The organism is Streptomyces sp. NPDC050548, from assembly GCF_044457385.1.
Taxonomy (GTDB): Bacteria; Actinomycetota; Actinomycetes; order Streptomycetales; family Streptomycetaceae; genus Streptomyces.
Genome location: NZ_JBITGV010000003.1, coordinates 231,891 through 245,345 on the forward strand (window position 1 = coordinate 231,891; position 13,455 = coordinate 245,345).

General features: G+C 68.4%; 10 protein-coding genes and 3 tRNA genes. 7 read left to right on the top strand and 6 right to left on the bottom strand.

What is annotated here, in order from left to right:
* Nucleotides 1-45: 45 nt before the first annotated feature.
* Both dnaG and ACIBJH_RS11160 read left to right on the top strand, forming a co-directional pair.
* Complete coding sequence (gene dnaG, locus ACIBJH_RS11155; RefSeq protein ID WP_399116571.1) at nt 46-1,950, top strand: DNA primase; 1,905 nt, start codon at nt 46-48, stop codon at nt 1,948-1,950.
* Nucleotides 1,951-2,031: 81 nt separating this feature from the next.
* Nucleotides 2,032-3,348 carry an RNA polymerase sigma factor gene (locus ACIBJH_RS11160; RefSeq protein WP_399116572.1) on the top strand — a complete coding sequence of 439 codons (1,317 nt, stop codon included), beginning with the start codon at nt 2,032-2,034 and terminating at the stop codon, nt 3,346-3,348.
* Between the two features lie 136 nt (nt 3,349-3,484).
* Here ACIBJH_RS11160 and ACIBJH_RS11165 read toward each other — a convergent pair whose 3' ends face one another.
* The 4 genes from ACIBJH_RS11165 to ACIBJH_RS11180 form a co-directional block, all read right to left on the bottom strand.
* The gene (locus ACIBJH_RS11165) at nt 3,485-5,413 is read right to left on the bottom strand and encodes an ABC transporter ATP-binding protein (RefSeq protein WP_399116573.1); all 1,929 of its coding nucleotides are present in this window, start codon (nt 5,411-5,413) and stop codon (nt 3,485-3,487) included.
* On the bottom strand, nt 5,413-7,146 hold the full coding sequence (locus ACIBJH_RS11170; RefSeq protein WP_399116574.1) for an ABC transporter ATP-binding protein: 1,734 nt from the start codon (nt 7,144-7,146) through the stop codon (nt 5,413-5,415). Before ACIBJH_RS11170 ends, ACIBJH_RS11165 begins: the two co-directional genes overlap by 1 nt.
* 152 nt (nt 7,147-7,298) lie before the next feature.
* On the bottom strand, nt 7,299-8,756 hold the full coding sequence (locus tag ACIBJH_RS11175) for an FGGY-family carbohydrate kinase (protein ID WP_399116575.1): 1,458 nt from the start codon (nt 8,754-8,756) through the stop codon (nt 7,299-7,301).
* Nucleotides 8,757-8,807: 51 nt separating this feature from the next.
* Nucleotides 8,808-9,113 (bottom strand): YtxH domain-containing protein, encoded by a 306-nt coding sequence (locus tag ACIBJH_RS11180; RefSeq protein ID WP_200710043.1) that lies wholly within the window; start codon nt 9,111-9,113, stop codon nt 8,808-8,810.
* Nucleotides 9,114-9,295: 182 nt separating this feature from the next.
* Between ACIBJH_RS11180 and ACIBJH_RS11185 the strand changes: the two genes are divergently transcribed.
* From ACIBJH_RS11185 to ACIBJH_RS11200, 4 genes are all read left to right on the top strand, one after another.
* A tRNA-Asn gene (locus ACIBJH_RS11185) sits at nt 9,296-9,368 on the top strand.
* A 6-nt stretch (nt 9,369-9,374) separates the two neighbouring features.
* Nucleotides 9,375-9,447 (top strand) — tRNA-Asn (locus tag ACIBJH_RS11190).
* Nucleotides 9,448-9,625: 178 nt separating this feature from the next.
* Nucleotides 9,626-9,702: transfer RNA gene (locus tag ACIBJH_RS11195), tRNA-Ile, on the top strand.
* Between the two features lie 186 nt (nt 9,703-9,888).
* Nucleotides 9,889-10,221, top strand: coding sequence for a type II toxin-antitoxin system VapB family antitoxin (locus ACIBJH_RS11200; RefSeq protein WP_399116576.1), 333 nt, complete (start codon nt 9,889-9,891; stop codon nt 10,219-10,221).
* Nucleotides 10,222-10,279: 58 nt separating this feature from the next.
* Here ACIBJH_RS11200 and ACIBJH_RS11205 read toward each other — a convergent pair whose 3' ends face one another.
* Nucleotides 10,280-10,801, bottom strand: coding sequence for a hypothetical protein (locus ACIBJH_RS11205; RefSeq protein WP_399116577.1), 522 nt, complete (start codon nt 10,799-10,801; stop codon nt 10,280-10,282).
* A gap of 28 nt (nt 10,802-10,829) precedes the next feature.
* Nucleotides 10,830-12,050 carry a hypothetical protein gene (locus ACIBJH_RS11210; RefSeq protein ID WP_399116578.1) on the bottom strand — a complete coding sequence of 407 codons (1,221 nt, stop codon included), beginning with the start codon at nt 12,048-12,050 and terminating at the stop codon, nt 10,830-10,832.
* On the opposite strand from ACIBJH_RS11210, the gene ACIBJH_RS11215 reads away from it, so the two are divergent.
* Complete coding sequence (locus ACIBJH_RS11215) at nt 12,028-12,411, top strand: hypothetical protein (protein ID WP_399116579.1); 384 nt, start codon at nt 12,028-12,030, stop codon at nt 12,409-12,411. The genes ACIBJH_RS11210 and ACIBJH_RS11215 overlap by 23 nt on opposite strands.
* Nucleotides 12,412-13,455 lie beyond the last annotated feature (1,044 nt).

A 13,455-nucleotide genomic window follows, 5' to 3' on the forward strand; every position in this document is an offset into this window, starting at 1 on the left:
GTCCTCGTCGTCACTGGTGTCAGTCCGGCCCCGTAGAATTCACGCGTGGCTGGACGGATCAACGACGAGGACGTGAAGGCGGTTCGGGACGCGGTCCCGATCGACGCCGTGGTGTCCGAGTACCTCCAGCTGCGGAACGCGGGCGGCGGCAACCTCAAGGGTCTCTGCCCGTTCCACGACGAGAAGTCGCCGTCCTTCCAGGTCAGCCCGAGCAAGGGTCTCTTCCACTGCTTCGGCTGCCAGGAGGGCGGCGACACCATCACGTTCGTGATGAAGGTCGACCACCTCACCTTCTCGGAGTCGGTCGAGCGCCTGGCCGCCCAGGCCGGCATCACGCTGCGGTACGAGGAGGGCGGCTACAACCCCTCCCACCAGCGCGGCGAGCGCATCCGCCTGGTCGAGGCCCACAAGGTGGCCGCCGACTTCTACGTCGAGCAGCTCGCCGTCAGCCCCGAGGCGGACACCGGCCGCAAGTTCCTCGCCGAGCGCGGCTTCGACCAGTCCGCCGCCGAGCACTTCTCCGTCGGCTACAGCCCCCAGGGCTGGGACCACCTCACCAAATACCTCCGCGGCAAGGGCTTCAGCGACAAGGAGATCCTCCTCTCCGGCCTCGCCCAGGAGGGCCGCCGCGGCCCCATCGACCGCTTCCGTGGCCGCCTGATGTGGCCGATCCGCGACATCGGCGGCGAGGTCGTCGGCTTCGGCGCGAGGAAGCTCTACGAGTCGGACAACGGCCCGAAGTACCTCAACACGCCCGACACCGCGATCTACAAGAAGTCCCAGGTCCTCTACGGCATCGACCTCGCGAAGAAGGACATCGCCAAGTCCTCCCGCGCGGTCGTCGTCGAGGGCTACACGGACGTCATGGCCTGCCACCTCGCCGGAGTCACCACCGCCATCGCGACCTGCGGCACGGCCTTCGGCACCGACCACATCAAGATCCTCCGCAGGCTCCTGATGGACAACGGCTCGGCGCGCGTGATCTTCACCTTCGACGGCGACGCGGCCGGCCAGAAGGCGGCCCTGCGCGCCTTCGAGGACGACCAGAAGTTCGCCGCCGAGACCTACATCGCCATCGCGCCCGACAACATGGACCCCTGCGAACTCCGCCTCGCCAAGGGCGACGAGGCGGTCGCCGACCTGGTCCAACCCCGCACCCCGCTCTTCGAGTTCGCGCTCCGCCAGATCGTCGTCCGCTACGACCTCGACACCCCCGCCGGCCGCGCCTCCGCCCTGGACGAGGCGGCCCCGATCGTCGCCCGCATCAAGAACAGCGGCGCCCAGCACGAGGTCGCCGTCCAGCTCGCCGGCATGCTCGGCATCCTCGACACCCAGTTCGTGGTCAAGAGGGTTGCGCAGCTGGCCCGTTGGGCCCGCGACCGCGGCGGCAAGGGCCCGGCACCGACCGGGGGCGGCGCCCAGCAGCAGTACGACACCGCCCCGCGCACCCCCACCGGCGGCCCCGCCCTCACCCTCCGCAACCCGGTCTTCGCCACCGAACGCGAACTCCTCAAACTCGCCCTCCAGCGCCCCGAGTTGGTCTCCCCGGCCTTCGACGCGTACGGCGTCGACGAGTTCACCGCCGCGCCCTACGCGGCCGTACGCGAGGCGATCATCGAGGCGGGCGGCGCCGAGTACGGCCTCCAGGACGCCCAGGACTATCTCGTCCGGGTCCGCGAGGCGGCACCGGACGACGCGGTCCGCGCGATGGTCACCGAGCTGGCCGTGGAGGCGATCATGCGCCGCACGGTCGACGAGAACTACGCGGGCGAGCAGCTCGTCACCGTCCGCCGAAGAGCCGTAGTACGCCGGATCCACGACATCCAGGGCGCGCTCACCCGCCTCGGCAGCCACGGCGACTCGGCGGAACTGGCCGCCGTACAGAACGAGTTGTGGGTTCTCCAGCAGTACGACCAGGCACTCCAGGTGCACGGCGCCACAGCGCTCTGAGCGCGTAGTTACGGAACGGACTCAAAAAGTCACCGCACGCCCCTCGTGGCGGCGATGTGTCGTACTCCACACTGGGTTCCGGTGCCTGAGTCCTCGGAGCGCGGCCGATCCGTCCCCGGCGGGTCCTTCACCCCCGCGGTTCCGCTCATCGAGTACGGGACGGATTGCGGCGAGGCCGCCCACTCCGCCCCTGAAGTACCGCTGCCGTACCCCCTGGCAGCGATCATCCTGGAGGTCGCCCCCGTGCAGACCCAGACCCTCGACCAGACCGAGACCAGCACGACGGACGGCGCGGAACCGGACGCGGAGACCGATGTCCTCGCGACCGTCCCCCCGCAGAGCCGTGCCGCGCACCACCCGGAGAACGCGGACTCGGAGAGCCCGCCCGAGCTCGAAGAACCGACGGCCGAAGCGGTGGAGACCGCCGAGGCCCCCGAGGCCCCCGAGCCCGTCGAACGGACCCGGAGCCGGGTCGCCGACACCGGCGCCCCCTCCTCGGACCTGTTCCGCCAGTACCTGCGCGAGATCGGCCGCATCCCCCTCCTCACCGCGGCCGAGGAGGTCGAACTCGCCCGCCGCGTCGAGGCCGGCCTGTTCGCCGAGGAGCGGCTCGGCAGCGCGCCCGACCTGGACAGCCAACTCGCCCTCGATCTGGACAAGTTGGTCGTCATGGGCCGGATGGCCAAGCGCCGCCTGATCGAGGCGAATCTGAGGCTCGTCGTGTCGGTGGCGAAGAGGTACGTCGGCCGCGGGCTGACCATGCTCGACCTCGTCCAGGAGGGAAACCTCGGCCTGATCAGGGCAGTCGAGAAGTTCGACTACGCCCGCGGCTACAAGTTCTCCACCTACGCCACCTGGTGGATCCGCCAGGCCATGTCCCGCGCCCTCGCCGACCAGGCCCGCACGATCCGCGTCCCGGTGCACGTCGTCGAGTTGATCAACCGGGTCGTCCGCGTCCAGCGCCGGATGCTCCAGGAGCGCGGCTACGAGCCGACGCCGGAGGAGGTGGCCGACCACCTCGACCTCGCGCCGGAGCGCGTCAGCGAGGTCCTGCGGCTGGCCCAGGAGCCGGTGTCGTTGCACGCGCCGGTGGGGGAGGAGGACGACGTCGCCCTCGGCGACCTGATCGAGGACGGCGACGCGACGAGTCCGGTGGAGTCCGCCGCGTTCTTGCTGCTGCGGCAGCACTTGGAAGCGGTGCTGTCGACGCTCGGCGAGCGGGAGCGGAAGGTCGTACAGCTCAGGTATGGGCTGGCGGATGGACGTCCGCGCACGTTGGAGGAGATCGGGCGGATCTTCGGGGTGACCCGGGAGCGGATCAGGCAGATCGAGTCGAAGACCCTGAACAAGCTGCGGGATCACGCTTTTGCGGATCAGCTCAGGGGTTATCTGGACTGATGCCGGGTGCGGGTCCGGTGGGGGCGGGCCGCGCAGTTCCCCGCGCCCCTAAAAACACTGAGTGAGCGGCGTTTTTTAGGGGCGCGGGGAACTGCGCGACCAGCCCCCACCGGACCCGCAGCCGAACAACGAACCGCTAGTCCACTTCGGCCACCGCCTGCGCGAACTGCGCCTTGTACAGCCGCGCATACGCCCCGTCCGCCGCCAACAGGTCCGCGTGCGCGCCCTGTTCGACGATCGCGCCGTTCTCCATGACGAGGATCGTGTCCGCGTCCCGGATCGTGGAGAGCCGGTGCGCGATCACGAACGACGTACGCCCATGGGCGAGTTTGGCCATCGCCTTCTGGATCAGGACCTCGGTACGCGTGTCGACGGACGACGTCGCCTCGTCGAGGACGAGGATCGTCGGGTCGGACAGGAACGCCCGCGCGATGGTGATGAGCTGTTTCTCACCGGCGCTGACGCCGGTGCCCTCGTCGTCGATGACCGTGTCGTAGCCGTCGGGCAGCGTACGGACGAACCGGTCGGCGTGCGCCGCCCGCGCCGCCTCCTCGATCTCGCCCCGGGTGACCTCCCGGGACGCGCCGTACGCGATGTTGTCGGCGATCGAGCCGCCGAACAGCCAGGTGTCCTGGAGCACCATGCCGATGGTGGCGCGGAGTTCGTCGCGGGACATCCGCGCGATGTCGACGCCGTCGAGGGTGATCCGGCCGCCGGAGACCTCGTAGAACCGCATGAGGAGGTTGACTAGGGTGGTCTTGCCGGCGCCGGTCGGGCCGACGATCGCGACCGTGTGGCCCGGTTCCACCGTCAGCGAGAGGTCCTCGATGAGCGGCTTGTCGGGGTCGTAGCGGAAGGAGACGTGCTCCAGGGCGACCAACCCGCGCAGTTCTTCGGGGCGTTCGCTCGGGATCGGGTCGGCCGACTGCTCCTCGGCGTCGAGGAGTTCGAAGATCCGCTCGGCCGAGGCGACGCCGGACTGGACCAGGTTCGCCATCGACGCGACCTGGGTGAGCGGCATCGAGAACTGGCGCGAGTACTGGACGAAGGCCTGCACGTCGCCGATGGAGAGCGCGCCGGACGCGACCCGCAGGCCGCCCACGACCGCGACCAGCACGTAGTTGAGGTTCGACACGAACATCATCAGCGGCTGCATGATCCCGCTGTTGAACTGCGCCTTGAAGCCCGCCTCGTAGAGCGCGTCGTTCTGCTCGGCGAACAGCTTCGCCGACTCGTCCTGCCGTCCGAACACCTTCACCAGGTTGTGCCCGGTGTACATCTCCTCGACGTGCGCGTTGAGCTTGCCCGTCGAGCGCCACTGCTGCACGAAGTGCGGCTGCGAGCGCTTGCCGATGCGGGTGGCGACGAGGAACGACAGCGGCACGGTCACCAGCGCGACCAGCGCCAGCAGCCAGGACACCCAGAACATCATCGCGAGGACGCCGATGATGGTGAGCACCGAGTTGATGAGCTGGCCCATCGACTGCTGGAGGGTCTGCCCGATGTTGTCGATGTCGTTGGTCGCGCGCGAGAGCACCTCACCGCGCTGCCGCTTGTCGAAGTACGACAGCGGGAGCCGCGACATCTTCGTCTGCACGCTCTCGCGCAGCCGGAACATGGTCCGGTTGACCGCCCGGTTGACCATCCGGGTCGCCACCGCCATCAGCAGCCCGGCCACCAGGAACGTGCCCAGCGCGAGCAGCAGCACATGCCCCACCGAGGTGAAGTCGATGCCCTTGCCCGGTGTGAAGTCCGTGCTCTGCAGCATGTCCGCGATCGAGCCCTGGCCGCGGTCGCGCATCGCCTGGAGGGCCTGCGCCTTGGTCGTCCCGGCCGGCATCTGCCGCCCGATGATGCCCGCGAAGACCAGGTCGGTGGCGTTGCCGAGGATCTTCGGTCCCACCACGTTCAGCCCGACGCTGATCACCACGCACACCAGCAGGATGCCGATGGTCAGCCGCTCCGGCTTGAACTGACCGATCAGCCGCTTGCCGGACACCTTGAAGTCCATCGAACGGGCGTCGGGGCCCGTCCCGGCCATCATCCGCCCCATGGGCCCGGCCATCAGGCAGCCTCCGCTTCCGTCAACTGGGAGAGCACGATCTCTCGGTACGTCTCGTTGTCCGCCATCAGTTCGTGATGCCGGCCCGTCCCCACGACCCGCCCCTCGTCGAGTACGACGATCCGGTCGGCGTCCCTGATGGTCGCCACCCGCTGCGCCACGATCACCACGGTCGCCTCGGCGGTCTCGTGCGCGAGGGCCGCCCGCAGCGCCGCGTCGGTCGCGTAGTCGAGGGCGGAGAAGGAGTCGTCGAAGAGGTAGATCTCCGGGCGTTGTACGAGCGTTCGCGCGATCGCGAGCCGCTGCCGCTGACCGCCGGAGACATTCGTACCGCCCTGTGCGATGGGGGAGTCGAGCCCGTTTTCCAGCCCCTCGACGAAGCCCTTGGCCTGCGCCACCTCCAGCGCGTGCCACAACTCCTCGTCCGTCGCGTCCGGGTTGCCGTAGCGAAGGTTGGTCGCCACCGTCCCCGCGAACAGATACGGCTTCTGCGGGACCAGGCCGACCGTCTTGGCGAGCAGCACCGGGTCGATGGTCGACACGTCGACTCCGTCGACGAGGACCTCGCCGTCGGTCGTGTCAACCAGGCGCGGGACCAGACTCAGAAGGGTGGACTTTCCGCTGCCGGTCGAGCCGATCACGGCCGTCGTCTCGCCCGGGCGGGCCACCAGATCGATGGACTTCAGTACGGGTTCCTCGGCGCCCGGGTAACAGAAGCCGACCCCGCGGACCTCCAGATGCCCGTGCCGGCGCAGCTCGAAGACGGGAGCCACCGGCGGCACGACACTGCTCTCGGTGTCGAGGACCTCCTCGATGCGCTCGGCACAGACCTCCGCGCGCGGCACCATCATGAACATGAAGGTGGCCATCATCACGGACATCACGATCTGCATGAGGTAGGCGAGGAACGCGGTCAGATCGCCGATCTGCATCCCGCCGCTGTCGATCCGATGGGCGCCGAACCACACGACGGCGATCGATGACAGGTTCACCGTCGTCATGACCACCGGGAACATCAGCGCGAGCAGGTTGCCGGTCTTCAACTGCATCTCGGTGAGATCGCCGTTGGCCTTCCGGAACCGGTCCTTCTCGTACTCGTCCCGGACGAACGCGCGGATCACCCGGTTGCCGGTGATCTGCTCGCGCAGCACCCGGTTCACCGCGTCCAGGCGCACCTGCATGGCCCGGAACAGCGGGCGCAGCCGCCGCACGATGATCGTCACGCAGATCGTCAGCGTCGGCACCACCGCGATCAGCACCGCGGACAGCGGCACGTCCAGACCGAGCGCCAGGATGATCCCGCCGACGCACATGATCGGCGCCGACACGAGCAGGGTGAACGTCATCAGGGCCAGCATCTGGACCTGCTGCACGTCATTGGTCGTACGGGTGATCAGCGAGGGCGCGCCGAACTCCCCGACCTCACGGGCCGAGAACGACTGCACCCGGTCGAAGATGGCGCCCCGGATGTCCCGGCCGACCGCCGAGGCGGTGCGCGCGCCGAAGTAGACGGCACCGGTGTTGCAGACGACCTGGACCAGCGAGATCCCGATCATCAGCGCACCGAACGACAGGATGTAACCGGTGTCACCCTTCACGACACCGTTGTCGATGATGTGCGCGTTCAGGGTGGGCAGGTAGAGGGTGGCGCAGGTCTGCAGGAACTGCAGCAGCACCAGCAGGGCGATGGGTTTCCGGTAGGGCCTGAGATAGGTCCGCAGAAGTCGTATGAGCACGCTGGGTCTCTCGGAGTCGGCGGGTGGGGGGTGGGCGGGTCTGCCCCTCGCCCCCATCGTCCGACACTCCACCCGCGTTACCTCAACTGATTAAGCCAAGAGCAGTGCCACATGCGCCCTTATGAACCCTTAAGAGCGGAACGCGCGACCTCCTACGAGCGGAACGCGCCCGGATGGGTCTGTTCCCGTACGGACACGTACTGCTGGCGCACCGCCTGCCCTACGGCCAGCTCGTCACCCGGCTCCAGCACCTGCGCGACCGGACCCTGCCAGGGCGGCGGGGTCCGCGGGTCCAGCGTCCCCTGCGAGACCCCGAGCGCCCACGCGGCCTGCCGGGCGGCACCGATCGCCGCGTAGTCCGCGGGCTGCGGTACGACGACCTGGGTCCCGAACAGCGCGGGCGCCGCGGCCTGTACGGCGGGCAGTTCGGCGGCCGGACCCAGCAGGAAGAGCCGCCGTACGGCGACCCCACGCCCGCGCAGCACGTCCAGCGCGTCCGCGAGCCCGCACAGCATGCCCTCGAACGCGGCCCGCGCCAGATGCTCCGCCTTCATCGACTCCCGCCGCAGCCCCGCCAGCGTCCCGGCGGTGTGCGGCAGATTCGGCGTCCGCTCGCCCTCCAGATACGGCAGGAACACCAGCCCGTGCGCACCCGGCGTCGACTTCATCGCCAGCTCGGACAGACTCTCCAGATCGGGCAGTCCCAGCAGCTCGGCGGCCCCGCGCAGGGTCCGTACGGCGTTGAGCGTGGTGACGACCGGCAGATGCATCCCGGTCGCGTCGGCCAGCGAGGTGATCATCCCGCTCTGATCGACGAGCGCCTCGTGATGGACGGCCATCACGGACCCGGAAGCCCCGAGCGACACGACCGCGTCCCCGAACCCGATCCCGAGCCCGAAGGCCGCGGCCATGGTCTCGCCGGTCCCGGCGGAGATCAGCAGTCCCTCCGGAGTCGTACCGGCCGCGTCGGACGGGCCGATCACCTCGGGCAGCATGGCCTGGTGACCGAGGGCCAGCTCGACGAGGTCGGGCCGGTAACCGCCGCCGGCCGCGGACCAGTACCCGGTCCCGGAGGCTCCACCCCGATCGGTGGTCCGTCTGACCGGCCGCCCGAGGAGCTGCCACACCAGCCAGTCGTGGGCCTGCAACAGGGCTGCCGTACGGCGGGCGTTGTCGGGCTCGGTCCGGTTCAGCCAGCGCAGCTTGGTCACCGGCTGCGCGGCCTGCGGGACACAGCCCACCGCCTGCGCCCACGCCTCGCGCCCGCCGAGCGCGTCGATCAGATCGGCGGCGGCCACCTGCGCCCGCTTGTCACCGCCGACCATCGCGGGCCGCACGGTGTTGCCCTGCGCGTCCAGCGGCACCAGCGCGTTCTGCTGCGCGGACACACCGATGGCCTGCACACCTTCGAGCAGCCCCCCACCGGCCGCCTCGCCCAGCGACAACAGCCAGGCCTGTGGATCGACATCGGAGGGCCGCCCGCCGCCCTCGGTCTCGGTTTCGACCGGATGCGGCGCGTATCCCTGCCTGAGCACGGACCCCGTGTCCGTGTCACAGACAACGATGCGAGTGAAATCGGGCGAACTGTCCAACCCGGCGACTATCCCCATGGCAGAAATTCTGCCGTACGGCGGGAGGTGGCCGTGCCGGGTCGGGGCTCCCTAGGTGTTGCTGGTGCCCCAGTCGTCCTCGCCCGTGCCGTTCGCGTTGCGCTCACGCAGGGACCGTACGCGCTGGGCGACCGAGTCGGGGACCCGATCGCCCACCTTCTCGCCGACCGCGTGGTACGCCTTGCCCGCGAACTGGCGGCCCTGCTGCGCCGCCGACTCGGCGGTGTTGCGGACGGCCGGGTTCTGCGCGACCTGGCGTGCCGACTTCTTCAACTGCTCGTAGCGCTCGCGTCCGGCCCGCGTGCCCAGCACGTAACCCAGAGCCAGTCCGACGACGAACGTGAGCTTGTAGCGCATGACGGCCACCCTTCCCTTGCGTAGTCCCTCGCGGGTCCGTCCCTCGCGGGTCTCCGGCGCGGCATCGGTGCCGGGGGAACCGATTGGCGGAGCACCCCCCTGCTTGCGCTAATGTATGTGTCGCAGCGAGCGCACGCCCCCTGGCGAATACCCGGGTAGGTACGATCGATGCAACGAGGCATTCCCCTGTAGCTCAATTGGCAGAGCAGCCGGCTGTTAACCGGCAGGTTACTGGTTCGAGTCCAGTCGGGGGAGCTTCGATCTTCCGTAGCTCAATTGGCAGAGCAGCCGGCTGTTAACCGGCAGGTTACTGGTTCGAGTCCAGTCGGGAGAGCAGGTGCTTGGCGAGTGGACGAGGACCCCGTTGGGGTCCTTTTTCATGTCCCCCGGAACCGCCCGGCGCAGGCCGCAGTCCTCATGGTCGTGCGAAGTCGACCATCCGAAGCAGGAGATCGTATGAGCGGCTATGCTGCGGCAGACGGCGCGCACAAATGTGCGCGACGCGCCGTAATGGGGCGGTAGCTCAGCCGGTTAGAGCAGCGGACTCATAATCCGTCGGCCGTGGGTTCGAGTCCCACCCGCCCCACCACTCGCTACGCGAGCAGAATCGATCTGACCAGCAACTTGGCTGGAGGTTCGGGCGAGTTGAGGGTCGTGTCGCCGTCGAGCAGGCCTGGGCCGTCTCGCCCCGTGGCCGGAAGCGGCCCATGGGAACGCCCCGACATCCAGCGCATTTCCGTCTCGACGACGAGGCGCTGGCCGAGCCACGCGGCTCATGGGCGCCACGACGAAGAAGGAGACCGTCAACGCGGCCCTTCGGGACTACGTGGCGCGGAGAAGCGTGCGCGACGCGAGGCCTTCGAGTGATCACGTATCCGGTCGACAGCTCGGCTCTGTGGCACCTGTTTCGCACCCCAGGCGCGTTGCGGCCCTGGGAGGGGCGCATTGCCGCCGGGGTGTTCCACCTCTGCGAGCCGACACGTGCCCAGTACAAACTGACCCAGCGGTGCGACGGCTGTACACCATGGGCACACCGTTCTCCACTGTCGGTCCTGCCTTGAGTGTTCAGGGTGGCTGTGGTCGAACAGGCCGTCGGTGGGCGCGGTGACGCCCTGCCCCGGCGGTCGGGGCAGGGCGTCACCGGTGGGTTGCGCGGGAGGAAGCGTTCAGGCCATGTCGAGCCCGAACTTGCAGGCCAGGGTCTGGTGATGGGTCTGACCGGCCTGGGTGTAGTCCGCCTCGCAGCCCGAGATGGGTGCTTTCACCTTCGCGGTGACCTTGAGCCGTACCACCGCGTACTTGTCGCTGAGCGCCCCCGGCTTGATGGTGTACGGGTGCCCGGCGTAGTTCGGGTACTTGTCGAGGTCCACGTCGCCGGCGGTGGGGTGGGCGGTCTCCTGGTAGCCCAGCCGGTAGCCGGGTGTGTCCTTCACCGAGTAGACCGCGTAGCCAAGGACCTTGATACCCGCCGGGATGTTGAGGAGCTTGACCCCCGTGACGGAGACGGTTTGCTTGGACGTGTTTCTCGTGAGGGGGAAGGCCATCCGGTAGACGTCGCCGACCTTCACGTCCGAGAAGCCGAGGGAACCGGATGTTCCCGGCCCCTCCGCCCGCAGCGCCGTCCCCGCCGTGACCCCGCCGCCCGTGGAGCCCGCGCAACCTGTCGCGAGGGCCAACAGCGCTGTCACGGCGAGCGCCCGGGCGCGGCCCCGGCCGCTAGAACGAGTAGATGACACCGGGGTTCCCCGAAATCTTGCCCTTGGCGCCCCAGATGTCGTGCTCCGAGCTGCCCGACCCCGCGGTGATCTTCTGGAAGTGCGCGTTGCCGTACTCGGTGTCGAGGCTGATCGTCACTCCGAACACCTTGGCGGCGTAGCCGATGGTGATGGACGTTCCGGAGGTGATCGTCACGTACTGCTTCTTGCCGAGGACCGCACGGTAGGACGGATTGGAGTTCCGGTACGCGCTCGCTCCGTCCTTGCCGCTCACATCGCCGCCGTACCTCGACACCGCGCCTCCGGCAGGAATGTCGTACTTGACCGGGAGGATGGAGTACGAGTGCGTGACCTTGTGGTTGGGGCAGGCGACCTGATGGTCGACATCCTGGTATTCGACCGGGATCTGGAATCGCTTGGCCCAGTACGGACCCTGGTTCGCGAAGCCCACGGCGTGGCCGGTGCTGCTCTTGCGCGAGACCTTTCCGGTGATGGACCAGTGCTCGCCGTCGACGCTGGTTGCCACGCCCCAGGTGCTGGACAGGGTGTTGTTGTACTCGAAGGCGGCGGTGGTGTCGTAGTACGCGTGCGCCTCGCCGACGGAGGTGTAGTAGTCGTGCTGCTTGATCACGTGCTTGCTCGGCACGCAGACCGGCACGCCGATCTTCGGCGTCACGGCGCTGTAGTCCACGCCGTCGGCCACGTTCGGATCGAAGGTGGCGGCCGACGTGCCGTCCACCGACTGCCAGGTGTTCATGGCCGTGTCGGAGGGGGCGTCGGCGGTGTCGGCCAGGGTCGAGTCCGCCGGCGTCACCTGCGTCTCGTCCGTGTCGGGGTGGATCGCCACGGTGTCCGACGCCTCGGCACGGGCCGCGGCCGAGCCCTCCGTGGTCGCGGAACCGGTGGCCACACCCGCGTCCACGTAGTCGGTACCGGTCAGCACAGTGCCGTCCGGGGCCTGACCGTAGAAGGACGCTTCCAGGGAGAGCACGCCTCCGTTGTCGTCGGCGTAGGTCTGCAGGCTGCTGGGGAGGGTCGAGGGCAGGGTGAACGACCAGCTGCCGTCCGAGGCTGTGGTCGCCGTGCCCACGGTCGTCGGCGTGATGGTGCTGCCGTCCGCCGGCAGCGCCTCGTCCACCGGGGTCAGGGTCACCGTGGCGCCGGCCAGCGGTGAGCTGTTGCCCAGGGTGAAGACGCCCTTGACCGTGGCGGCGCCGGACACGGGGGCCAGGGTGCTCGGGCTGGGCGCCGCGGTGATCGTCGGCCCGCTGGAGGGCGGCGCCGCGGAGTCCGTGGGTTTGACGTCGGTGTCCGACGGCGAGGGCGAAGTGCTGGGGGACGGGCTGCTGGTGCTGCCGCAGCCCGATGCGTCGCTGGTGCTCTGTGTGCAGACGGCATTGGCCGGCGACGACAGTCCCAGGCCGATCACCGCCGATGCGGCGACGACGCTCAAGGCGGTGGCCAGAGACAGACGTCTGCCAGATATTCTGGTCATGAAGGAAATTCCCCGATTCCCCGATTCCCCGATTCCCCGATTTCACCGGCGTACCCCGCTTTTGCGGGTCGCTCGGCGGGTCAAATGAAGCCCCACGAAGTGCGGCTGTGAAACCCGGCGGGGACATGGCTGATCGCCGTTGACGCGCCCCCCGCCTTGCACCGCGCTGATCTGGTCGTTCGCGGCGTGACTGGAAGCTAGCCGGGCGAAACTTGAAAGGTCAATAAGCTTGGTGATCGCTTTACCGGCGAGATCGACTCGCTTTGCCGCCGACCTCAAATCCGCCTCAAGTCTTACGAAGGCCGCTGGATTTCACAGCCGTCCCGGGGGCTTTCCGGGAGCCTGGCGGAGGGGCGACAGCCGCAGCAGGGCGTATCGGCGCACCTGGGTGCAAATGCATGCAGGGTGGGCGGCAAGGGAAATCTGTTGGGTGCGCCGTTGGGTGCGCCGCCCTGACCGTCGGCTCGGAAGATACAGTCGTCGGGGAGTGGTCGGAGCGGTTGTGGGTCTGGCTGCTGGGTTCGCCACCGGCAAAGTGACGAATGGCATCATCTCGGATCAAGTATCGGAAAATGGTTCCAGCTGTGACGTCCTGGGCTGTTCTCGCGGGTGCCGCCGCTTTCGCCGCTCTTTCCGCCCGTTCCTGGGTGCGAGCAGTCAAGTACTGGCACGACCCTGCGGTGCGGCCGTCGCCGACGGTTTTTTCACGAATTCTCGGACCGAAAGCGCGCCAAAGGCTCGAATCTGGTTCCGTGCTCCACGCCGTGTGCTTGAGCGGGTTGATGATCCTTTTCCTCGGAGGCGCCTGGCTGCCGCCCGCGGGGAGTTCGGCTGCGGCGAACCCGGTCGCATCGGGAATTTCGTCCGCAGGGCTGATTGTTTTTCTCGTCGGACTCCTTGCTCAAATCTCTCTCATATTTTTTGGGCAGCCCTCGTTCGTGATCCCGAAACATGCCAAGGGTGAATCCCGCGAGGGCCCGCCTCGTTGAGATGGAACCCTGTCTGGCCAGCGGTTACATGGTCCATGTGGACGGAGAACCTTCCTGGAGAACGGCTCAGGCTTGTGTGCATTGCGGTGCCCGAGGCCCGGTCCGATCCCAACTGCCGTTGATCCTCCGTCAAGCCGGTTCAT

Bases quoted from the DNA above. Each gene is read 5' to 3' on its own strand.
- ACIBJH_RS11165 (WP_399116573.1), bottom strand. From the start codon at position 5,413: ATGGCCGGGCCCATGGGGCGGATGATGGCCGGGACGGGCCCCGACGCC.
- ACIBJH_RS11175 (WP_399116575.1), bottom strand. From the start codon at position 8,756: ATGGGGATAGTCGCCGGGTTGGACAGTTCGCCCGATTTCACTCGCATC.
- ACIBJH_RS11180 (WP_200710043.1), bottom strand. From the start codon at position 9,113: ATGCGCTACAAGCTCACGTTCGTCGTCGGACTGGCTCTGGGTTACGTG.
- ACIBJH_RS11200 (WP_399116576.1), top strand. From the start codon at position 9,889: ATGGGCGCCACGACGAAGAAGGAGACCGTCAACGCGGCCCTTCGGGAC.